We start from the raw sequence: 22,403 nt of genomic DNA on the forward strand, positions 1-22,403 counted from the left end.
CGCCTCACCGCGGAGGCGTTCGTGTCTCAAACGGACAACACAGTGTCGCGGGGTGGAGCAGCCCGGTAGCTCGTCAGGCTCATAACCTGAAGGTCACAGGTTCAAATCCTGTCCCCGCAACCAGTACACAAAGCCCGCAGGTCGCAAGACTTCGCGGGCTTTTTGCTGCCCTCAGGCGGCAGGCAGAATCAACGGCAGGCCTGTAGATGCCCGACCCCAGCCTGCATATAAGAACCTTCCGGCGGGTACCTCGGCGCGCTCCCCCCCTAACCAATGGCTCTCACCGACCACAAAGCCCGCGGCCGGATTTAGGAGATCTCTTAGCTCAGCGCATGAGCTGTCCGATCCGGCTCACCGCCGAGGCCGACGGTTCTGCTTCCTCCAGGCTCTCCGTTGATGTGCGCCAGGGGTTCGCCCGCGCGGATCGGGCGGCCTTCGATCAGTTCGGCCAATGCTGCATTGGGCGGCAGAAAGACGAGAATGGTCGATCCGTGCTCGAACCAGCCCATCTCCTCCCCGCGTTGCAGCGGGGCGCGGCAGGCGTGCCTGCCCGGGCCTTGGCAACGTAACAGCGCGCCTGTATCGAGGAAGGTGAGCCTGATGCCCGCCACGAGGATGGCCGCTACCGGCACAAGAAGCATTGGCATGCCGCCCGCCATTCGCGTTTCGATCACCGCTCGCTCGTTGCGGCAGAACAGCCGCTCCACCCGTTTGAGTGCGATCGGGTTCACGTTCCAGCAGTCGCCGGAAAGGTACGTCACCGCCTCGACGGTGAGGTCCGCGGGCGCATGGAAACGGTGGTACATGCCCGCGGTCAGCCGAAGGGTGACGAACCAGCCGTTGGCGTAGCGCTGGGCGAGTGCCGGATCAGGCACTAATTCGTCCAGTCGGTACGAGAATCCCTTCACTTGATACGCTCGCCCGCCCTCCACCCGGCCCTGGGCACCGACGATCGCGTCACACGGACTCGCGATTACGCTCCAATCGGGATCGAACGGGCGCGCACCGGGGCGGAGCGCACGGGTGAATGCGTCCCGCAGGGAGCGAAACTGGGTCGTTGTCGAGTCAGACAGGTCGGCGCCCGAGAACAAACGCCACAGCGTGATCGTGGGCCGGGCGATCACCGGGTGTTCTATGCGTGCTATCCGCCCCACCGCCTTGGTTGCCCACCGCCGGGGAAGGCGGTTGGTAATTAAGAAATTGAGATCCTCCTGGAGGAGAAGGCGCATGAGCCCGGCCCGCAATGTCATGGGCGTGTCATTCCCTTGCGGTGAAAGCAGGCATGAACCCGATACTCGCTGGCGTCCTGGGCGCCTCCGCGGCCGCATTCGCGCTGACCAAGAGCCGTCAGCGGCTCACCTTGTCGCGTGCCAAGCACCGGTCGCTGGGCGGCCATGTACGGCTGGCCAAGCGCGTGGTCGGGCAGGTCCCAGCTTTCGCCCATCCGGCAGATCGCTTCTTTGCCGTAGACGGCGCCGACGACATGGTCGCGCATCGGCGACAAGCTGGATTTGAGCGCCTGGGCGCGCTGTTTGCCGAACGCTTCCCGCGAACTCTTGCGCTGACCCGCGAAACGCGGGCTGGGCTGTCCGACCTTCAGTTCACCGGCAGCTACCGTGTCCCATTTTCGTTTGCGAGCCGTGTGCGCGAAGTGCTGGGCACCGGCGCGTTTCTCCAGCGATCGGACGGACCTGTAGTGACCGATCTCGACGGCAACCGGCTGATCGATCTGACCGGGTCCTACGGTGTTAACCTGTTCGGCTACGACTTCTACAAGGCGACGATCGCGGAAGGCGCCGCCACTGTTGAGGCGCTGGGGCCGGTACTGGGCGCGTATCATCCAATTGTCGCCGACAATGTCCGCCGGCTCACTCAGCTGTCCGGCATGGACGAAATAAGCTTCCATATGTCTGGTACCGAGGCGGTGATGCAGGCGGTGCGGCTTGCGCAATATCACACCGGGCGGCGCCGCATCGTGCGTTTCGCTGGTGCCTATCATGGTTGGTGGGGCGACGTGCAGCCGGGGATTGGCAACCCGGTTCCGGCAGACTGGACGCTGACTCTGGCTGATATGTCGGATCGGACGTTGAAGGTACTGTCCACTCGCACGGATATCGCTTGCGTGCTGGTCAATCCGCTCCAAGCTTTGCACCCGAACAGCCCGGCGCCATCCGACAACCAATTGGTGGACAGCGGGCGCCGCGCCGGCGCCGACCTTGCTGCCTACCGCGCTTGGCTTAATCGCTTGGCGCAGACCTGCCGTGACAATGGCACTGTGCTGATCTTTGACGAGGTGTTCCTCGGCTTCCGACTCGCACCCGGCGGGGCGGCCGACTATTTCGGCGTGCGGCCCGACCTTGTCACGTACGGGAAGACGCTGGGCGGGGGGCTGCCCTTGGGAGTGATCTGCGGGCGCGCGTCCTTGATGAAGCGCTGGCGCGATGATCGCCCGCTCGACATCTGTTTTGCTCGCGGCACCTTCAACGCGCACCCTTACGTCATGGGTGCGATGAACGCTTTCCTGAAACGATTGGAAACACCCGAGGTTCGGGCGCTGTACGAGGGCATCGATCAGCGTTGGCATGCGCGGGCGGAGCAGCTCAACGCGGCACTGGTCGACGCGGACGTGCCGGTCCGGGTTGCGCATTTCCAGACGATCTGGACGGTGCTTTACACTCGGCCCGCTGCCTACAACTGGATGCTTCAATATTATCTCCGGGCGGAAGGGCTCGCGTTGAGCTGGGTGGGAACCGGCCGGCTGATCTTCAGCCTCGACATCGACGATCAGCTGTTCTCCGACATCGTGCGCCGCTTTGTTGCTGCTGCGCGCGCGATGGCCGCCGATGGCTGGTGGGAGACGCCGGCTGGGCTCACGGACAAGGCGCTTCGGCGCGGAATGCTGCGCCAGGCAGTGCGGACGCGTTTGACGGGGCACTGAGGCGACTACTCCGCGTCTGTTCAATCCCGTCGAGTTCGTGCTCGGAACCGCGCATCCGCCCGCGACTACGTTTAGGTGATCACGCCGCGGCCGCGTCTGGAAAATCCATCCGCTCGCCTTTCAGCAGCCGCTTGGGCGCGCTTTTATAAAGGCGAAAGTCGCTGAACGGATCTGTCACGATCTTGGTCGCCCAGACCAGCCCCGTCCGAACGTCGTGGATAAAGAACAGCTGCACTGCGCGAAATGCGATCGCGCCCAGGCCCAAGAAGAGCCAACCGATGCCGACATGGCGAGCATAAGCTTCCCAGCCACTTGAGAGAGCCAGCGTGCCGAACAAAGTCGGCGAGAGCAGCAGCACGATCGGCACCGATGCCCACAGGCTCATCAGCACCCATTTCCGAAAGAGATTGTAGCCGATCTTGATCTCTTCTTTGTGATCGTGGGTTGCCTGATTGACATGGTCGTAGCTCTTCGGCTCGAAGAAAAAATGGCCGGCCTGGCGGCTCGTCATCGCTACGCCCCAGGCCAGGAGGCTGGCCACCGCCGGATCGATCCACACGATCGCATAGGCCACCAGGAACGTACAGGCGCTGACGAAGTGCAGGCTCTGATTGACGAGGCTGTGATGGTAGAAGCGGTGGTCGTCCCAGCGCTGCTCGACGAGTTGAGCACGAAAACCGGTCATCGGGCGTGATCCTCGGGGCTAATCTTCTGATAACGAACAAGCGAGAAATGGCCGAGCGGCGGCAAGGGCCTGTTCTCCAGCAAGTGGACGTCGATCCGGTGCGCAGCCCAAGCCTCGTAGCGGCTCCAGGGGAACTCGGTACGGAAGCCCAAGCGGCTGGTGAGCGGCATGAGCGTTCGCTCGATCGTGCCGCGTAGGCCTTGGCCCGCGCCGACACGGGTGGTGATTATGATCTCGCCGCCGGCGCGGCAGATCCGCACGAATTCGTCCAACGCCCGCTCCGGGTGCGGGCAAGCGGTAACCACATATTGCGCAACAACCACGTCGAAGCTGTTGTCGGCGAACTGCAGGTTCTCCGCGTCGCCGACCGTGACCAGCTCTACGTTCGAGAGATGCTGTTCGCGGACTCGCGCGCGCGCCTTATTGAGCATCGCGTCCGACAGGTCGACCGCCACAATGCGGCTGCTACGTGCGTATTGGGGCAACGAAATGCCCGTGCCGACCCCTACCTCAATGATACGTCCGCCGACCCGTTCGGCGGCAACAATCGCGTCTGATCGCCCGCGGCGGAACACGGCTCCGAATACCAGATCATAGATCGGTGCCCATCGATCGTAAGCGCGGGTCACCCCGGCGGTACTCATCTGCGTCGCCATGTCTGTATACGCTCCGTCGGCGATGGTCTTGAAGCTTAATCGCAGCCGGACGTTGCAGTTTATGGGCGGCTTTGTGACAAGTTCACGAACCCAAATTCAGTGAAATCGAGTTGTCACGTAGATTGCACAGGGATGACTTGTTTTTTGTTTATTGCGCTTGAGCAGTCGAAGGACGTCGTCCTAGTAATTGGGGGAAGAGCCGATGGCTTCGCTGCCACTGATACCGACCGCGCGACAAACACCCACGAGCGCTGCGCGCCAACGGATGCCTCAACTGCCGGTTTGGATGCAAGACGGCGACGACGGTGAAGACGCGGGGCACGCCCGAACATGCTACCGCACCATCTTCGTCTCGGATTCGCATCTCGGAACGCCCGGAGCAAACGCCGAGCTACTTCTAGACTTCCTAAAGCGACATGAGTGCGAAACATTGTACTTGGTTGGTGACATCGTTGATGGATGGCAGCTTAGGAAAGGATGGTTCTGGCCGCAGGCACATAATGATGTGGTGCGGGTCATCCTGAAGATGGCCAAGCATGGTACCCGCGTCGTATATGTGCCGGGTAATCATGACGAGCATTTCCGGGACTATGTCGGGCTTGAGTTCGGTGGCATCGAGCTGCTGGATGACGACATTCACTTCACGGCTGACGGGCGCCGGCTGCTGGTCATTCATGGCGACCAGTTCGATAATGTCGTTCTTTACCACAAGTGGTTAGCCTTCCTCGGCGACGGCGCTTACACGCTGCTGCTCAGGAGCAACCGCTGGGTGAATCGTTGCCGCCGGCTCTTCGGGCTGCCCTACTGGTCACTCGCAGCGCACATGAAGAAGCGGGTGAAGAACGCTGTCGCCTTTATCTCGCGATTTGAAGAGGTCGTCGCCCGCGCCGCTGTCGAGCGTGGCGTCGACGGGGTTGTCTGTGGGCACATTCATTCCGCGGAGATCCGGCAATTCGGCCCCGAACACGGCAACATCACTTATTATAACGACGGCGACTGGGTGGAGAGCTGCACTGCGTTGGTCGAGGAAGCAGACGGCACCATGCGGATCATCGATTGGGCGGAGCATACTCGCGCGCAGGCGATGCAGGATCGTGCGCGTGTGCGCTCCCGTCCGCAGCTCGTCGTGGCTGGATCGGTGCCGGCGTGAGGATCGCACTCATCAGCGATGCATGGTCTCCGCAGGTCAATGGCGTTGTCCGCACCCTGACCACGACGGTGGCGGAACTACGCCGGCAGGGGCACCTCGTCGAAACGATCACGCCTGATCTGTTCACCACGATCGCTTGCCCAAGCTACGCCGAGATCCGCCTGGCACTTGCTGCGGGGCGCGGTGTGCGGCGGCGGCTGGAGCGGTTCGCGCCAGACGCCATCCACATCGCCACCGAAGGCCCGCTTGGATGGGCCGCCCGGCGCTGGTGCATCGATCACAATCTGCCCTTCACCACCTCGTTCCACACCCGCTTCCCCGATTATCTCTCCGTCAGGACGGGTCTTCCGGCCGACCTGTTCTGGGGCGCATTGCGAAGATTTCACGGCCGCGCGGACCGTGTGTTCGTCGCCACGCCGACGCTGGAGGCGGAACTGGCCGGACGTGGCCTCAAGCAGCTACATCGCTGGAGCCGCGGGGTCGACCTCGACCTGTTCGGCCCCGAGGGGCCGCGCTTGCCTGACCTCGAGGGCATCGGAGGCCCGATCCTGCTTCACGTCGGCCGGATAGCGCCCGAAAAGAACATCGAAGCGTTCCTTACTAGCGAGGTTCCGGGGGCAAAGGTGGTGGTTGGCGACGGCCCTGCGCTGCCGCTGCTACGCCGAGCCTTTCCCGACGTATTGTTTCTTGGGGCACTCCACGGAGAGCGGCTTGCCGCCGCCTACCGCAGCGCCGACGTGTTTGTTTTTCCCAGTTGCACCGATACTTTCGGTTTGGTCATGGTCGAAGCGTTAGCAAGCGGGGTGCCGGTAGCCGCCTTTCCCGTGCCTGGGCCGCTCGACGTCGTACCGCAGGGAGCCGGCGTGCTGGACAATAATCTCGCCGCCGCAATCCGCGGCGCCCTCAAGCTCGATCGCGGAACGGTGGCGAAGACAGGGCGGTCGTTCAGCTGGGCACGCTGCACCGGGCAATTTCTTACTGGGCTGATCCCTCTATCGAAAATGGCTGAAGCCGCCTGAGCAACATGCAAATGGCTGCTCATCGGATCGGGTGCTTCTTTATCTTGCCTCCAGAAATGCCGAATGGTGTCTGTAGACACGCGAGCCTTTGAAAGTCGGGGCACGGGCAAAGTCTTCACGTGTAAAGGAGCGGTCCGAAAACAAGTAACCATAATAAAACTCGCGCAATCGCTCATGGAATCCGCGGATACGGTCTTGGTACGCTAGCTGCGCTGTGAGGTCCGTGTCAGCGAGCCGAGTAAGAAGCGTTTGCACCCCTACGGAAGGTAGGACCCAGCTGAGCGATCGAGCTGCTGCCTCGCGGCGCTTCAGTCCTTCGCGATAGGCGCGCACCTCATCCGCGACGCGTTCGTCGCCATTCTGATGAAACGCGAAGTACCACTTGTAGTGGAACTCCGGCCCGAGCGGTGCGGAGTCGGCCCAGCGAGGATGGTTCGCGTAAAAACGGCGCATCGTCTCCTCTCGCGGTATGTCCCAGGCGTGGTTCACCTGTTCGCGCTGTGCCAGTGCAATCTCGGCCCCTTGGCTGATCGGCACGGCACGATTGATGGCTACATTGGCGAGCGTCGGCCCGATCAGCACCAGAACCAGCCAGCACGCGGCCAGCGTTGCCGCATTGGCAACCGAGCTCCAGCGCAAACGTCCAATCAACGCAGCGAAGCCGATCCAGAAAAGCAGGTAAGCGGCAATCAGCGGCAGGATCAGCAGGATGATGCTGGCGCCGACACCGGACCACGCCGCACCGATCGCGAAGGGCAGGGCCAGTGCGGCCCAGAGAAGTGCCCAACGGAGCAGGGTACGTCGGCGCATCAGCCCGGCACCGCCGCGCGGCAGCGCTGTCAACGAGCGTAGGCGACCGGCTTCGCGTTCACCCGAAACGAGATCGTGGAACAGCGCGATGACGAACAGCGGCGCCAGGAACACCAGCACGAACGCGAAGTCAAACCGGCCGGGCAGGGCAAGCTCGGGATTGAAGGTATCGCCATCGTAGATCTGCGCCTCAAGCCCGAGCGCCCGCACACGCAGGATGTAAGGAGAGACGTCGCGCATCCCCAGCGCCGCGAAGGCGAGCGGCGAGGGCGAGTCCCACGTCGGATGGAAGCTGTAATATGCGGCGCTGCCGGCGTCCTTGGTGCGGCTGACATAGTCGGCTACCGCGGAAATATCCTCCGCCTGCGCCGCCGGGATGGCGGCGATCGCGGCGCGTTGCCGTGCCACCTCGGCCATGCCCGCCGCCACCGACGCGACTGCCAAGATCGCCAACAATGCCAGCGCAACAACGGTCAGCCGCGCCCGGATCAGCAGGCGAAGTTCATGCGTCCACAAGGTCATCGGCCCTCTCCCAGCCGGCGAGACGTGCGCGCAAGCAGGAGGATCGCTGCAGCCAGCCACCCCATGATCACGACCAGCCCGGGCAAGGCGCCGGCAGCGAGAGCTCCGCCGCTTGGGGCTTGGTAGGTGAAGTCGGGCATCTTATCCCAATTGCTTGCAGACACCCGCTTGCGTCTGTCGGCGCCGGGGTCGGTAGCGGTGTCGTCGCTGTAATTGACGGCCTCGGCCTGCATTCGGTTCAGCCGCTGAACGAGTACGTAGCGATATGCCTCCGCTTGTTCCAGGAAGCGCTGATGCCCGGCGAAGTCGGTTCCCGCTGCAGCCATGGATAGGGATCGCAGTGCAATGGTCGGGCTGAGCACGCCGACGGACTGCACCAGCGCATTCTGCGAGTTTTGCGCGGCATAGCTTTGCCTGGCATATTGGTCGAACAGCTCAGAGGTGAGCCGTTCCCCTTCTAGGGCCAGCAGGCCCTTGTAGTTGACCGGCAGGTCCTCCACCCAATCGACGCCATAGCGTTTCAGCACCGAAGCCTTGAAGGCGGCGAAATGCGGGTCATCGGGATTGTGGCTGTCGCCCATCCGGCGCAGATCACGCGCGATTGCCACATCGGTCTGCAATCGGTTCTGCAGCGGCACCGCCGCGCTGGCGACGTCCGGCGCGACACGCGGCAGCAGCACGACGCCAATCGCCCACAGGGCCACAAGCGCAAGCAGGGCATCGCGGCTGCGCCGTACGGCTGCCGAGACCAGCACGATCACCACGACCCAGAGCGCCAGATAGGCAGCATAGCCGAGCGCGATTGTTGCCATAGGCAGCGCCAGCGCGCCGGGCTGGCCAGCAATGGCGATGAATCCGATCATCGCAGGCAGCCCCGCGAGCGCAGCCACTGCGCCAAGCGCCATCAGCTTGCCGTTTACCATCTGCCCTCGTGACACGCCCTGCAGCATCAACAGGCGCATGGTGCCACGCTCCGTTTCGCGCGACAGGACGCCATATCCAAGAAAGATCAGCAGCAGCGGCGCAACTACTTGCAGCACGAACGCCGGAGTCAGCTGGCCGAACCGGATCAGCATGGAGCTCTGCCGCACGTCGCCAAAATTCGCGGTATTCTGCCGGTGCCCCTCCAGAAACATGCTGCTGCCCGTGAAGGCGTCCACCCCCGGATCGAACGCGGCCAGCGGCCCAAGCGGACGGAAGATGAAGTGGCCGTAATGAACGACACGATGCGGATGGCGATCAGGCTGCGCGTCGAACGCATGCTCCGCCTCATGCTGATGCCGCGCGCGCAGTTCCGCGTTGGCGCGCTGGTGCGACCAGGAACTGAGCACCGCGACGAGCGTCAGCAAGACCAGCAACGCAAAGGCGATTACCGCAACGCGGTTGCGAACCATCAGGCGCAGCTCGTCCCGGGCAATAAGCTGAGTTTTTCTCATGCCGCGTGCCGCTCCGTTCCCACGGCAAAGCGGGCGTGCAGCGCGCGCACGTCGAAGCGCTCGGCTCCAACTGCCTCAACCTCCTCGACGATCCGGCCTGCCTCAAGAAAGCCGATCCGGTCCGCGACATCGGCGGCCGAAAGCAAGTCGTGCGTCACCATCAGCACCGCCGTGCCGCGATCGCGTACTGCGCTGACGAGCGCGTTGAAGTCTGCGGTGGCGCGCGGGTCGAGGCCGGAGGTAGGCTCATCGAGCAGAAGGACCGGCACCTCGCGCAGCAGCGCTACGGCGACGGCCACCTTTTGGCGCATCCCCTTCGAGAATCCCCCGAGGCGCTGGTCCCAGGCGCGCTGCTGAAGCCCGGCTGCGGCAAGCGCATCGGTGATGACGCCGCGCTCTTTTCGCTCGTCGGATAGCGCGAGAAGATAATCCGCGTTCTCCACTGCGGTGAGATGCTCGTACAGCGCGACGTTCTCCGGCAGGTAAGCGATCTTGCGACGCGCGCCGTCCGGATCGGCGCCCGGATCCACGTCGGACACTAGCACCGTGCCCGCTTGCGCCCGCACGAATCCGAGCAGCGTCGCCAAGGTGGTGGACTTGCCCGCGCCATTCCCGCCGAGCAGCGCCGTGATACTGCCCGCGGGCACGTGCAGCGATAGCTCGTCAAGAACACGATGGTCGCCGTAGGCAACGGTCAGACCGTCGATCAGGATCGGTGGGGCACCGAAGTGGTTCATCCGATTGGTCCTTTAAATGTCTAGGCGCAGCGAAGCGCGGACGGTTCGCGGTGCACCGGGATAGATCCAGAGCGCGCTGTATGAGCTGGCGGCATACCGCTCGTCGAAGAGGTTGTCGGCTTCCAGGCGGAACCGAAGGTTTTCGCCAAGCGGCGCCTCGATCGCTGCCTTTGCCTTGACGTAGGCAGGCAGGATCACCGGGTTCAGCGACACCGCGCCGGTGCGGTCGCCGACATAGGCGGCGCCGCCGCTCAGCTGCCATTCGCCGCGGGAAGTCGGGATGCGGTGAACGATCAGCACCGTCCCCGAATGCTCGGGTACGTTGAGCACGTCCGGCGTCGGGAAGGCCTCGTCATCTGCCTTCGCATCAAGCCACGCGTAATTGGCAACGATTTGCCAGCGGCGCCCAAGGCGGGCCGAGGCATCCAGTTCAATTCCCCGGCTGACAAGGCTGCCGACGGGGGCGAGAAAGTTCGCATCCCGCGGATCGGTGGTGAGGATGTCTTTTTTGCGGATGTCGAACCATGTCGCGGCGACGTCGATGCCAGGCAGCTTGGCGGCGATCCCAACCTCATAGCCTCGCCCCGTTTCGGGTCCGAAGCCAGCGCCCCTGCTGTCAGTGCCGGTGTTCAGCGAGAAGTTCTCGCCCCAATTCGCATGAACCGCAATCGCGTCGGTCACACGGTATCGCCCGCCAACACGGAAGTTGACGGGTTCGTCAATGTTCCGGCCCGTTACACCGGTGTTGTTATTGACGATCTTCTGCCGATAGGGATCGATCCGCGCACCGCCAACCAGCGTCAGCCGATCGGTAACATCCCACATGTCTTGAATGTAGAAGGTGCCGACCCAGCGGCTCTCGTCATTGTTCGTGAACGGGCGGAGCGGCGCCGCTACCGAGCCGTACACGGGATTGAACAGGTCGATGGCATATGGCGCCGCCTGGGACGGATTGATGCGCATCCAGCGCTCGCCATATTCGAAGCGGTAGCCCTTCAGCCCGGCGCTGATGCGGTGCCGGCCAACCTGCCCGGCAATCTCGAGCCGTGCGGCGAGATCATCCACGCTGAAGTTGCGAGACCGGCGCTGACGCCACAGCGAGGTGCCAACGATCCGCGATTGATCTGCCGACAGACCCTTCAGCGTTCCCGTGCGCCACACGATACCGCCATTCAGCACCCAGCCGCCTCCGAGCTGGGCAAGGCCGGTCAGCTGATGCTGGTCATTGCGCGATTTCGTGAGGCCGTTCGAAGGTTCGCCATAATAGTTGGAGCGCGGCAGCGCGTTGGCATCGCCGGCGATCGCGGGAATGCCGCGGTCGAACGGCGTATCGAACTGGCTGAACTCGCCGGAGTAGGTCAGCCGCACCGTGTCGCTTGGCTGCCACGTTAGCGATGGGGCGACGATGCGGCGGCGAATGGAGACAGTGTCACGCCAACCATCGCTATCCTCCGCCGCAACGACAATGCGACCGGCGAGTGAGGCGGCAAGCGGCCCCGTTGCGTCGATCTCAACCCTGCGCGTATCGAACAATCCGTAGTTGATCATCGCATTAGCGTGCGGGGTGAAGCGCGGAACCTTGGTGACGATGTTCACGCGCCCGCCCGGGTCGACATCGCCGAACAGCGCGCCGGCGGGTCCTTTCAATACCTCGATCCGTTCGGTGGTGGCGGGATCGCGCGGGGGAGCCATGCCGCGGTTCGCCAAAAAGCCGTTCAGGTAATATTCGGCGCCGCCATCGGGCGTTCCCAGGAATCCGCGTACGGCGAAATTGTCGATAACGCCGCCGCGATTGTTCTGCTGACTGAAGCCGCTCACCAGTTCCAGCGCGTCGCTGAGCCGATACGTGCCGGCAGCATCAAGGATGTCGCGTTCAACCGAGCGGCTGGACTGCGACATGCGTTCAGTCACCGGATCGGACGAGAGCGTGCGATCAATGGTGCTGCGCGTGCCGAGAATGACGATGTCGGAGCGTTCCTCCTGTGCCTCTGCTACGAGGGGAGCCCCGAGGGCGAGTGCCACGGCTCCCGTCGGTGCAAGACGCGAGCGGCGGCGACGATTGGTAACGGCGGTCATTCGAATCCTTATCGAGCGCTGAAGCGGCGCTGCACTGCTCAGGTATGTTGCAACGTCTCATAAGCGGCATGGCCGAGGATGCAACGACTATGTTCCCATATATCATCGTGTAAGGCATATGATCGGAGTTGGTCAGATCGGCAGCGAATACACGTGGGCCTACAAGCCGGTTCGTGTTCGTGCCGACCTCGAACCTCGAAGTTGTGGACCCGAGAGCGCTTGCACTTCCGAGTGGAACCCGGAGTGGCTCAGGAAGCCTTGCCGCGGCTGGAGCGCGACCACACAAGTCGCTTATGGCGATACTGGCGGGGACAGGTGGCTTGCAGCCCCGGACCGGGCAGGGCGTGGCACGCCCCGACGCCAGGTGAGGCGATAGGTAACGCGGAAGCCGTCGTGGTCGGACAATTTCGGGCTTGCGACCGATCCGTCGAACATCGCCTCCACCTTGATCGGCGTGATCGTTACCAACGCGCCGTTGCGGAAGAGCTGCAGGTCCTGCGTATCCATCCACGGCTCGTCGCCATCCCAGGACATCTTCACGTCACAGGCGGATGGGTTCGTCACGCAAAAGCGGCGAACCATGGTGAAGGACGTGATATCTTCGTCGAACCGCTCCATGCGCGGCCGCGAATTACGCATGTTGAAGTCACCGCCCAGAATCGCCGGGGTGCCGGCATCCGCCACGATTCTGGTGAAACGGGCAACATCGTCGACTTGCAGCGCATGCGCTGCTCCGCTGCGCGCCGCGGGCACGCCCGAGGAGCCCTGAGAGTTCAGGTGCGTGTTGAACAGCGCGATTGGCTGCGGCACGCCCGGAAGGATGACCTGCGCGAATTGAACGCCCTTGTTGCTCAGGCAATCATAGCCGGCACACCGCTTTGTGCCGAACGGCTCGGATTCCACCGCAACAATTGGATGGCGGCTCAAGATCGCCAGGCCGGATCCCACCACATGGAGGCCGGCTTCGCCCTTCAGCCAGCGCGCAGGCTCCGGCCTGCGGTCGCTCACTGGCAAACGCCGGCGCTGCGTGCGCGATGGACCCCAGGCGCGATAAGGATAACCAGCATCGGTTACCGCGCGAACCGCCGTTGAACTGAACACTTCCTGCAACAAGACGACGTCTGGCGCACTGCCTCGTTCGCGCAGGTCCGCCAGAGTGGCAGCGATGCGGCGAAGCGAAGCGGCGCGGTTGCGACGCGCGGGCCAGCCCAATCCTTCGATGTTGAAGCTCAGCACATCCAGCGTCGTACTGACCTCTCCATCGGATTCCGCCAGCCGGGCAGGTGATGCAGAGGGAATCGCGCTTTGAGCATAACTCAAGGAGCCGGCGCCAATCAGACCAGCTATCCCCAACGTGCCCGCCCAGCAGGAGAGCCGCAGCCCGCATGTCGTGCTTCGCCTACCCCGCCTATTCATCGCCCACTCTGATTGCATTGCCCTGACAAGCGCCCGGAAGGCTGCTTCGATCCAGATGCCAGCCATTTTTGGCAGCGCCGTTCCCAAGCTTTTACCTGTCACCCTAGGCGGGTCATGCAGAAGCGGAAAAAGTGCCTCCATAAGCCGGCGCGCTACGACTCTGGGGTCCTCGTCCTAGAGTTCTCGCACTAGCCGCAAGCCGAGCTGAGGACGCCACGCATCGCCTCGCTCGCGTGCGGCGCCAAAGCCGGCTTGCAGATCGAGCCGCTCCGCCAACGACTGGTGAACTTGCGGCATGATCAGCGTCGATCGCTGCTGCCCTGTGCGAATGTTCACCTCCAAGCCGACAACGGTTGCTGCGCCGACATCGTAGAAGCTGGTGTGGTTCACGAGCAGCGACCGCTCGGACCCGCCGGCCGAGCTCACGTCTCCGACGCCGATCATGCTGAGGGTGCTGAACCGATCGTTAAGGCGATTGCCAATGATGTATAGCAGCGAACTCTCCCACCGCCGATGCTCCTTGTTCCAGAGACCGAGATACTGCGCGCCATGGATCGCCTTGCCGCCGTTGAAGACTCCAAAGGTGCCCTGGAGCCCCAACTTATAGTCGCTGACGTACTTGCCGCTGAGCGGCAGCTCCAGTTCGACCGCGAACCCGTCCGCCACCGCTAGTTCGATCTCCGGCGCCCAATGAACAGCGTTGTCAGGACCTGAAAGACTACGTTGCGCCAGTGTATTGATCTCGAGTTCGCCGCGGCCGGCGCCGAGCGGGCGGACGAGGTCAAAGATCATCGGTTCAGCAATGATTGGCGCGGTCGTGGCCGCTCCCGCTGACGCTGATACCGCACATAGCAGAAGAAGGATCGGCAGCGCGGAGCGGCGGCGCAGGCATCTCGCAACTCCAGCGTTCATGCGCGGCGTTCCGCAGTGCTGGCCTGGTAGGCCGCGATCACGCTGTCTAGGGTCGTCGGCCAATCGAACCGTTCCGCCACGGCAAGCCCCGCGCGGGAAAGCTCGGCCCGCCGCGCCGGATCCCCGGTGAGCGCTGCAATGGCATCGACATATGAAGCCAGCTCACGTGGCGGTACGAGCAACCCGGACCGGCCGTTGTCGATCAGCGCACGGGTGGACGGCACGTCGGCGGCGACAACCGGCACGCCCGACGCCATCGCCTCCAACGTGACGTTGCCAAAGGCCTCGGTGAGGCTGGGATTGACGAAGATGTCGGCGCTGGCAACTGCTCGTCCCAAGGCGCGGCCATCGAGGTGGCCGGTGAACACGGCATCACCAAGCTGCTTGGAGAAGCGCTCGCGTTCAGGGCCGTCACCAATTACCAGGGGCCGAACCGCCACGTGGCGTGCGCGCAACGCGGCCACCGTCTTGGCGAACATGGCCAATCCCTTTTCCGAGACTAACCTCCCGAAGAACAGCACGGCTATCTCTCGATCAGCGATACCCGCAGCTCGCCGCCATGCGATCGAGCGGTGCTCGGGTGTGAACTGAGTACGATCGACACCGCGGCTCCAGATGCGCGTCGGCACTGTCATGCCGCGCGTGCGCATCTCCGCCGCGATGTCGGCGTTCGGGACCAGCACCATATCGCAGCGCGTATAGAAGCGCTTCAGCCACGCCTCTGCCGGGCGTCGCAACAGGCCAAGGCCGTAATATTCGAAATAGGTCTCGAATCGCGTGTGCATGCTCGCGACAACCGGCACGCCCAGCGCGCGAGCTAGGTGGATCGCACCGGCGTTTAGCCCGTCGGGCGCGGAAAGGTGGATAATGTCCGGTGCGAACGCACGCACGTCGGCGGCGGTTGCCCTCGGCAAGCGCGGCGCAAGGCGGTATTCGGGCCGGCCCGGAATGGGTAAGGAGGGAACGGGCACGAGATCGCCGGCGGGTTCGAACGCGGGCCGCGCTACGACGGGAGAATAAACTCGCGCAGTATGACCTCGCGCGAGCACATGGCGGATCAGACGATTGAGCGCCCGATTCGCACCGTCACGTACGCAATTATAGTTGCCCGAGAATAGCGCGACCTTGAGCGGCTCGGCAGGCGCAGAAACCAGGCGGGGCCGGACGATCGCTCCTCCAAGGGCGCGCGCGCCAGAAACAACACGCGACCGGCGCGGCAACGTGGCGAGGGTTCTTGCCACCTCAATTCTCCCGCGCGGTGGCAAATCCGCCGAGCCCGCGCAGATATTGTACGTTGATTTCGCTGGTCGTGATGCCGCGTCCCGCGGCGACGCGCGCCTCTTCCATGCGCGGTTTGGACCGGCCGATCTTGGTGGAACCGGGCACGCCAACCCCATCGACCCAAATGTCAAACTTCCTGATGCCCTTGCGCTGATGCGTGAATATCAGAGCATAGCTGCCGGGTGCGGGAGCGCGGATGCACATCGCCACAGGCCCTTGCGCGGGCACATCCGCCCAGACCCGGCGGAAGGTTTTACCTTCCTTCAGAAGGTCGGCGTCGGGCCTCAGGAAGTCGGCTTCGGTGGCTGGATAAAGCTCCACCTTCATTCGCCCGGCGCGATCCTTCAGGCCGGCGATGCGGACGAGAAATGCGGGGCCATCGCCGCGGGCACAGGCGTCGCGATCGGTGCCGAGCGGGACTTGCGGCATCGCTGCCGCGGGCGCGCCGGCGCAGATCAAAAAGAGTGCGCCGGTGGACGCAAAGCGGCGAAAATCGTTCAATGGGCCATCCAGAACAGGCGACGCGCACGTCGCGACGGGATGGCCGCAACTAGAAGTTCAGTGTGGAGGTTCGATGGAGATTATGTTGGCAAAGCGTCTAGTCGGCCGCGCCGAGCGGCAGTTGCAAGGTGAAGATGGCGCCGTTAGTTCCTTCGCGGTTCGCGGCAATGATCGTGCCGCCATGCGCCTGCGCTATCTTCAAGGCGAGGCTCAGGCCAAGGCCGCTGCCCGGCTTCGCTGCGTTCGCCGGAGAGTTGGCCCGCCAGAACGGAGCGAAAAGCCGCTCCCGATCGTCGGCGGCAAACCCAGGGCCTGAATCCGCCACCGATAGCATGACATAAGCGCCGGATTGGTGGATGGAGATCAGCACCTGCGAGTCCGAGGGCGCATGCTTCACCGCGTTATAGATCAGGTTGGTAAGCGCCTGGCTGATGCGTAGCGGGTCGCAGGACAATGGCGGCGCACTGCCCGATACAACGATGCCGACGCCGTCGTCTGCCGCTAGCGGCGCGAGATCGGCGGCAACGAGCCGGGCGGTTTCCGCCAGATCGACCTCGCGGCGATCTAGCATCAGCGCGTTCACCTCCGCATGAGCAAGTGTGCGTAATTCCTCCACGATGCGCGACAACCGGTCAACGTGCCGCAGCAAGGTCGCGGCTTCCGCACCGTTCATCGCGATCACACCATCGATCAGCCCGTGCAGCCGCCCGCGCAGCACTGTAAGCGGCGTGCGCATCTCGTGCGCGATGCCTGCGGTTAGGATGCTACGTTCCCGTTCATAGGCGTCCAGCGACGCAGCCATCGCGTTGAAGCTTTCCACCAGCTCGGCCACCTCACCGGCGAGCGCCACCGGTTTGATCCGAACGTCCTGCTCGCCCGCAGCGACCCGCACTGCCGCGCCCGCCACTGCCGTGATCGGGCGGCTAAGCCGTCGTGCGAAGACAAAGGCGACAGCCCCGCCGAGCAACGTGGAAATGCCGGCGGTGATTGCGATGAAGAACCAGTCCTGGCCGCGAATATTGGTGTGGCTATATCGAACGAACAAGTCATGGAAGCGCGTGCGAACCGCGGGATCGTTCGGCAACATTCCATGAATTTCGCGCCATCGGGCGACGGGCATCTCCGCCGTCAGATCATAGATGTCCAGGGAGGTGATGACGAAGGAGGCGCCGAGCCCGATTGCCAGCGTCAGCACGGTCATGAATGCTGCCAGCAGCAGCATCCGGACGGACAGACGGTTCAAGAGTTCGGCGCCAACCGGTAGCCGACACTTCGAACTGGTTGGATCATTCCTACCAGTCCGGCAGCGGAAAGCTTGATACGCAGCTTCGAAATATGGGAGTCGATGACGCGATCCAAAGCTTCGCTTTCGGGTGCTGCCGCTTCGAGCAACTCTGCTCGTGAAAAGGCGCGGCGTGGTTGCCGCGCCATATGCGCGAGGATCTGAAACTCGGTGGGTGTGAGTGCGAGCGGCAATGGTTGGGAGCCGTCATCTGTTCGAACCTCCGCAAGGCGGGCGTCAAGATCGATGCTTAAATCGCCCGCGACGAGCGTCCGTGCGCGCGTCGCCCCCTGCACGCGGCGCAGCACGGCGCGCGCTCGCTCGATCACTTCGGATGGATTGAACGGCTTCATCACATAATCGTCCGCACCGACGCGAAAGCTCATCAATTTGGTGACGTCGTCATCGACTGCGGTGATCATGATGATAGGCGTGTCGTCCCGCCGCCGGATCGCTGTCAGCACGTCAATGCCGTCACCATCGGGCAGGCCGATATCAAGCATCACGAGCGCCGGTCGCATTTGCGCGTGTAGTTGCACCGCATCGCCGACGTTCGCCGCCCAGCTCGTTCTAAACCCGGCGCGCCTCGCGTAGGCGATCAGGAGGTCGGCGATGTCGCGGTCATCTTCGACGATCAGGATGAGTTCGCTCACGGACGCCTATTCCCATCCGATCCTGCAAAGGTCCATAGCTTGCGGGCTAAGGGCTGCCACGGCCGAGCCGAAGCGCCCAATTGGCCCGGCTTGCATCATCTGCGCCTCGATGCTCGACGATTAGGCGCAGCACATTGTTTATGTCACCGCCGAGGCGAAGAAGCGCGGCGCGACCGAAGTGGAGCCGACGCCTAAGGCATAGGACGCCTGTGTCAGCACGATCAAGACGCTGTCGGTGGTGAACCGCGCCTCTGTCGAAAGCTGCACGCCCGGCGATCACAACAATGAAGGCGATCTGGAGGGCGGCCAAGCGGGGCAGACCTATGCGCCGGACAACGAAGCCTTCAACGCGCTGCTCGCCGACTGGCGCAACGATGGGGATTTGGAGAGGCTGGCAGCGCGTGAACACACTCCCTTCACCTCTTTGATGCCGCTGCGGATATCTCTTCGTCACGCCGGCCTTGATCCAGGACGAGGCATTTTGCTGCCAGGCTCTGAGGTGCAGAATCTCAGGCCCGGCCCCGACGGGAGCGGCGGCGCACGACATAGCGGTCTCGTCTTGAACAAAGCCGATCGTCGCCTCTTGAACCCAAGGTCTCGGCCGCGCTTATTCTTCCTTCGAAGCGGCAGCGGCCTCCAGCGTGTCCACCAGGAACGTCAGTGCGGCCTGCGCGAAGGCTCCCATGTTTGCAATCCGGTCGTTTGATCCCGTGTCGCAGGACTTGGTCACCGCGACGCCCGGTCCGCTGACGGCGATACACGTTCGCCCCGCCGGCGCGCCGCGCGGATGCTGATCGGGTCCGGCGGCGCCGCTCTCGGCGACGCCCCAATCCGCGCGGAAATGCTGCCGGATGGCATCCGCCTGCACCAGGGCATATGCCTCGGTAACCGACTCCATTCCCACCAGTTGCTCGCGTGGCAGCCCCAGAAGGATGTCGCGGCCGCGCAGCGAATAGACGACCCCGCCACCGCGGCAGAAGCGAGTGGCGCCGGCCATGGTCAATAGCCCGGCAAGAATGAGGCCGCCGGTCGCACCATCGGCCACGGCGATCGTTTGCCGCCGCTCCAGCAGAATGGCGCCGACGCGGGCGGCGATCGGGGCAAGTGTGTCGAGCATCGTCGGCTGTTCTCCAACAGTGTCGCCGTCGCACGATATGCGTTGTGTTTAGCGTTCTCCGCTAGGGTGCAGGCTGAAGCAAGCGATGAGAACGCATTTCTGCCGCGCCATCGCGCCATAATGGCTCTACGATCCACGGTGATGAAGGACTTGTTTGGAACCCCCGCGCTGCCCGGCCTGCGCTCGCAGTCCGACGTGGTAACCGAAGCCGAAGAGGCAGCATTAATCGACGCGATCGATGCGGCCGGGTTGTCGCCCTTCCGTTTCCAAGGATGGGAAGGCAAGCGGCTGACGACGTCCTTCGGTCTGGGCTACGACTTCGATCGGATGCGCCTTGAGCATGCCGACCCGCTTCCCCCCTGGCTCCTCCCGATCCGTTGCCGCGCGGCAGCGTTCGCCGACCGTCCAGCGGAAGATTTGGTCCAGGCCTTGCTGATCCGTTACGATCCCGGCGCCGGCATCGGCTGGCACCGCGATCGCCCCGCCTTTGAGCATGTGGTGGGCATTTCGCTAGGCGCACCTGCGATCATGCGCTTTCGCCGAAGACGAGGCGATCGCTTCGAGCGGGTGAACGTTCCGCTGCCGCCGCGGGGCGCATATCACCTGTCCGGTGAGTCTCGGCATGTATGGGAGCACAGTATCGCCGAGATGGACCGAACACGTTGGTCGATCACCTTTCGCAGCCTGTCGGAACGAGGCGAAGCAGCAACGCGACAGGGCAAGCGAGACTGATCTGGCGGTGACGAACAGCCTGCGCCTGGCGGGCGGTGAGGGCGGGAGAAATGATGAATGGTCTTGCAATCGTAACCAAGCCGCCGCCGCCGTTTAACAATCCTTCTGCAACCGCCCGGAACCAATTCGGGGGACAAGATGACCAATCGTATTTCGTTCGCGGTTCTGCTCGCCACCACCGCGTTCGTCAGTGTGCCTGCGGTGGCCCAGAACGCGCTTCAGGATCCAGCAGCGTCCGAAGGACAGGGTGGCGACATCATCGTCACGGCGCAGAAGATCGAACAGCGTGCGAAAGACGTGCCGATCACCATCTCGGCTCTGACCGGCCAGCGCATGGCCGAGATCGGCGTGAGCGATCTGGATGAGCTGTCCAACTATATCCCCGGCCTCAACATTCAGGAGCAGAGCGCCAACAACCCCGGCATCGTGATCCGCGGCATCACCTCGGATTCAGGATCGTCGCAGCAGGGGCCCCGCGTCACGCTCTATTACAACGGCGTGGATATCTCCCGCTCGCGTGGCTCGTACCAGGCGATCTATGATCTTGAGCGGGTCGAGGTGATTAAGGGGCCGCAGGCAACCTTGTTCGGCACCGCGTCGGCAGTTGGCGCGATCAGCATGACATCGGCGCGCCCGCGCGAAGGGTTTTCCGGCGCGCTGACTGCGGGGTACGGTAATTACGACGCGACGTTGGTGTCGGGCTTCATCAATGCCGGGTCGGACACGGTTGCCGGCCGGATCGCCTTTGAATGGAAGAAGCGCGACGGTTATGTCGAGAATCTGTCGCCGCGGCAGGAAGATGAACTGTACTCGCAGGATCAGCTCGGCGTGCGCGCCTCGCTCCGCTTCACGCCGACCGACGCGCTAACTGTCGACCTGATCGGCACCTATGACCAGCAGCGCAACGGCGGCACGCCCTTTATCTCGCGCGTGCTGCCGACCGAGGCTGGCCCCGGTAATCCCTTCGGCAAGGCGCATCTGGGCGGCTCGCCCTTGTCGGCGCAGGTGCTTGGCGAGGACCAGCTGGGGCTGAACCGCGAAGTCTATGACGTCAACCTGACCGCGAGCTACGAATTCGCTCCGGGGCTCACCTTCACCACGGTGAACGGCTATCGCCACTTCGACAGCCGCGAAGTCTTCGATGCCGACGGTTCGGCGGCTTGGTTCCTGGAATTCGCCGAAATCGCGAAAGGCTGGCAGGCCAGCCATGAAGGACGCTTCTCCTACACCGATCCGCAGTGGCGCGCCTCCGTCGGTTGGAATGTCTTCGTCGAAGACAATCTCCAGAACGTCCCCTTTTCGTCCGAAGAGGGCACCTTCCTGCAATGCGCCTCCGTGCTTCAGGGAGCGACGCGCCCGATCCCGGGGCTCGGTTGCATCAACGCAGCCGGCGTCGTGACGGCATCACAGGTAACCGCGCTCGCGACCCGTGGCGCCGCGACCCAGATTCCGTATTCTTCGGTGTTCGAGAACCAGGGCCAGAATGACAGCTATTCCATGTTCGCGGACGCGACATGGATCCCGGCCCCCGCGCTTGAGATTACTGCTGGCGCCCGCCTGCTGATCGAACAACGCAAGTCCGGCTTCTTCGCGCGCGTACCGCGCCCGGTGCTCAACCCCGGCGCGACCTCGCTTGTCCCCGGGCAGGTTGACACCGGCGGGCAGACGTTCACGGCGCAACGCTCCTATGCGGCGGTGCTCCCGCGCTTCAACGTGCTGTACCGGTTGAACTCGGACGTGAACGTGTTCGGCACCATTTCGAAGGGTCGCCGCTCGCCTGTGGTCCAGCTGAATGCGCGTCTGGCGATTGGGCGCGGCGTGCCCAATCTTCAGCTGGTACCCGAGGAGAACGTTTGGAATTACGAGGCTGGACTGAAGGGTGCGATCGGACCGGTCTCCGGATCCCTTGGGGTGTATTATCAGAAGTATGATGGCTTCCAGGTAAGCGTGCTTCAGCCCAATGGTACGTCGCTCACCCAGAGCGCCGGCACTGCGAGCAATCTTGGCGTAGAGGCGGAGCTCAACGTTCGCGCCGGCTCGTGGCTCAATCTGTTCGGCAACGTTGGCTATATCGACGGCGGCATTGACGAGAATGAGCGTTTCGCTTCCACCTTCTCTGGCGCGCGTTTCCGCCTGCAACCCGAATGGCAAGCTGCTGCCGGCTTCACCATCGACGCCCCGCTCAGCGGCGGCGTCCGCTTCTTCGCGACGCCGACGGTGACGTATCGCAGCCGTATCTTCTTTGAAGTTCCCAACAACATCGCGCTCTCGCAAGGTCCGGTCACCCTGATCAACGCGCGTGCAGGCGTGAGCTTCGCGGACGACCGCTTCGAACTTGCCGGCTTTGTTCGCAACGCTACCAACAAGCGCTATTTGCTTGACGCCGGGAACACGGGCGGGGGCTTCCGTACCCCAACATTCATTCCGGCCGAGCCCCGCTTCTACGGCGCCCAGCTTACCGCTCGATTCTGAGGACACGG

Annotated in this window: 20 protein-coding genes and 1 tRNA gene; 6 read left to right on the forward strand and 15 right to left on the reverse strand. The window is 63.5% G+C overall.

The window, feature by feature from the left end; all coding sequences use genetic code 11:
- Positions 1–46: 46 nt before the first annotated feature.
- Positions 47–123 (forward strand) — tRNA-Met (locus tag SPMU_RS13335).
- 197 nt (positions 124–320) lie between these two features.
- Here SPMU_RS13335 and asd read toward each other — a convergent pair.
- Positions 321–1,250: an archaetidylserine decarboxylase gene (gene asd, locus SPMU_RS13340; protein WP_088334431.1), complete on the reverse strand. Its 930-nt coding sequence runs from the start codon at positions 1,248–1,250 to the stop codon at positions 321–323.
- Positions 1,251–1,282: 32 nt separating this feature from the next.
- Between asd and SPMU_RS13345 the strand changes: the two genes are divergently transcribed.
- Positions 1,283–2,938 (forward strand): aminotransferase class III-fold pyridoxal phosphate-dependent enzyme, encoded by a 1,656-nt coding sequence (locus tag SPMU_RS13345; RefSeq protein WP_088334432.1) that lies wholly within the window; start codon positions 1,283–1,285, stop codon positions 2,936–2,938.
- A gap of 79 nt (positions 2,939–3,017) precedes the next feature.
- On the opposite strand, the gene SPMU_RS13350 is transcribed toward SPMU_RS13345, so the two are convergent.
- A complete protein-coding gene (locus SPMU_RS13350; protein ID WP_088334433.1) occupies positions 3,018–3,623 on the reverse strand; it encodes a hypothetical protein in 606 nt (201 codons plus the stop codon).
- The gene (locus tag SPMU_RS13355; protein ID WP_245833313.1) at positions 3,620–4,267 is read right to left on the reverse strand and encodes a class I SAM-dependent methyltransferase; all 648 of its coding nucleotides are present in this window, start codon (positions 4,265–4,267) and stop codon (positions 3,620–3,622) included. The genes SPMU_RS13350 and SPMU_RS13355 overlap by 4 nt, the downstream gene beginning before the upstream one ends.
- A 214-nt stretch (positions 4,268–4,481) precedes the next feature.
- On the opposite strand from SPMU_RS13355, the gene SPMU_RS13360 reads away from it, so the two are divergent.
- Entirely contained in the window at positions 4,482–5,429 is a 948-nt protein-coding gene (locus SPMU_RS13360; protein WP_088334435.1) for a UDP-2,3-diacylglucosamine diphosphatase, read from the forward strand.
- Positions 5,426–6,448: a glycosyltransferase family 4 protein gene (locus tag SPMU_RS13365; protein ID WP_088334436.1), complete on the forward strand. Its 1,023-nt coding sequence runs from the start codon at positions 5,426–5,428 to the stop codon at positions 6,446–6,448. The genes SPMU_RS13360 and SPMU_RS13365 overlap by 4 nt, the downstream gene beginning before the upstream one ends.
- 39 nt (positions 6,449–6,487) lie before the next feature.
- On the opposite strand, the gene SPMU_RS13370 is transcribed toward SPMU_RS13365, so the two are convergent.
- The 12 genes from SPMU_RS13370 to SPMU_RS13420 form a co-directional block, all read right to left on the reverse strand.
- Positions 6,488–7,780 carry a DUF3526 domain-containing protein gene (locus tag SPMU_RS13370; RefSeq protein ID WP_088334437.1) on the reverse strand — a complete coding sequence of 431 codons (1,293 nt, stop codon included), beginning with the start codon at positions 7,778–7,780 and terminating at the stop codon, positions 6,488–6,490.
- Positions 7,777–9,216 carry an ABC transporter permease gene (locus tag SPMU_RS13375; protein ID WP_088334438.1) on the reverse strand — a complete coding sequence of 480 codons (1,440 nt, stop codon included), beginning with the start codon at positions 9,214–9,216 and terminating at the stop codon, positions 7,777–7,779. The genes SPMU_RS13370 and SPMU_RS13375 overlap by 4 nt, the downstream gene beginning before the upstream one ends.
- Positions 9,213–9,953 carry an ABC transporter ATP-binding protein gene (locus SPMU_RS13380; RefSeq protein WP_088334439.1) on the reverse strand — a complete coding sequence of 247 codons (741 nt, stop codon included), beginning with the start codon at positions 9,951–9,953 and terminating at the stop codon, positions 9,213–9,215. The genes SPMU_RS13375 and SPMU_RS13380 overlap by 4 nt, the downstream gene beginning before the upstream one ends.
- Positions 9,954–9,965: 12 nt before the next feature.
- A complete protein-coding gene (locus tag SPMU_RS13385) occupies positions 9,966–12,029 on the reverse strand; it encodes a TonB-dependent siderophore receptor (RefSeq protein ID WP_088334440.1) in 2,064 nt (687 codons plus the stop codon).
- Positions 12,030–12,320: 291 nt separating this feature from the next.
- Positions 12,321–13,349, reverse strand: a complete 1,029-nt coding sequence (locus SPMU_RS13390; protein WP_245833322.1) for an endonuclease/exonuclease/phosphatase family protein — start codon at positions 13,347–13,349, stop codon at positions 12,321–12,323.
- A gap of 270 nt (positions 13,350–13,619) precedes the next feature.
- Positions 13,620–14,237: a hypothetical protein gene (locus tag SPMU_RS13395; RefSeq protein WP_245833324.1), complete on the reverse strand. Its 618-nt coding sequence runs from the start codon at positions 14,235–14,237 to the stop codon at positions 13,620–13,622.
- Positions 14,238–14,353: 116 nt separating this feature from the next.
- Positions 14,354–15,598, reverse strand: a complete 1,245-nt coding sequence (locus SPMU_RS13400) for a glycosyltransferase family 4 protein (RefSeq protein WP_245833325.1) — start codon at positions 15,596–15,598, stop codon at positions 14,354–14,356.
- A 1-nt stretch (position 15,599) separates the two neighbouring features.
- Positions 15,600–16,139: a DUF2141 domain-containing protein gene (locus tag SPMU_RS13405; RefSeq protein WP_245833326.1), complete on the reverse strand. Its 540-nt coding sequence runs from the start codon at positions 16,137–16,139 to the stop codon at positions 15,600–15,602.
- A 97-nt stretch (positions 16,140–16,236) separates the two neighbouring features.
- On the reverse strand, positions 16,237–17,382 hold the full coding sequence (locus SPMU_RS13410) for a sensor histidine kinase (protein ID WP_140418477.1): 1,146 nt from the start codon (positions 17,380–17,382) through the stop codon (positions 16,237–16,239).
- Positions 17,379–18,074: a response regulator gene (locus SPMU_RS13415; protein WP_088334443.1), complete on the reverse strand. Its 696-nt coding sequence runs from the start codon at positions 18,072–18,074 to the stop codon at positions 17,379–17,381. Before SPMU_RS13415 ends, SPMU_RS13410 begins: the two co-directional genes overlap by 4 nt.
- A 138-nt stretch (positions 18,075–18,212) precedes the next feature.
- Positions 18,213–18,341 (reverse strand): hypothetical protein, encoded by a 129-nt coding sequence (locus SPMU_RS17415; protein ID WP_281250992.1) that lies wholly within the window; start codon positions 18,339–18,341, stop codon positions 18,213–18,215.
- A 340-nt stretch (positions 18,342–18,681) separates the two neighbouring features.
- Positions 18,682–19,191 (reverse strand): CinA family protein, encoded by a 510-nt coding sequence (locus SPMU_RS13420; protein WP_088334444.1) that lies wholly within the window; start codon positions 19,189–19,191, stop codon positions 18,682–18,684.
- Between the two features lie 141 nt (positions 19,192–19,332).
- On the opposite strand from SPMU_RS13420, the gene SPMU_RS13425 reads away from it, so the two are divergent.
- Positions 19,333–19,923 carry an alpha-ketoglutarate-dependent dioxygenase AlkB gene (locus SPMU_RS13425; RefSeq protein ID WP_088334445.1) on the forward strand — a complete coding sequence of 197 codons (591 nt, stop codon included), beginning with the start codon at positions 19,333–19,335 and terminating at the stop codon, positions 19,921–19,923.
- Positions 19,924–20,061: 138 nt separating this feature from the next.
- Positions 20,062–22,395, forward strand: coding sequence for a TonB-dependent receptor (locus SPMU_RS13430; protein WP_088334446.1), 2,334 nt, complete (start codon positions 20,062–20,064; stop codon positions 22,393–22,395).
- Positions 22,396–22,403 lie beyond the last annotated feature (8 nt).

Origin of the sequence: Sphingomonas mucosissima (assembly GCF_002197665.1) — a bacterium.
Taxonomy (GTDB): Bacteria; Pseudomonadota; Alphaproteobacteria; order Sphingomonadales; family Sphingomonadaceae; genus Sphingomonas; species Sphingomonas mucosissima.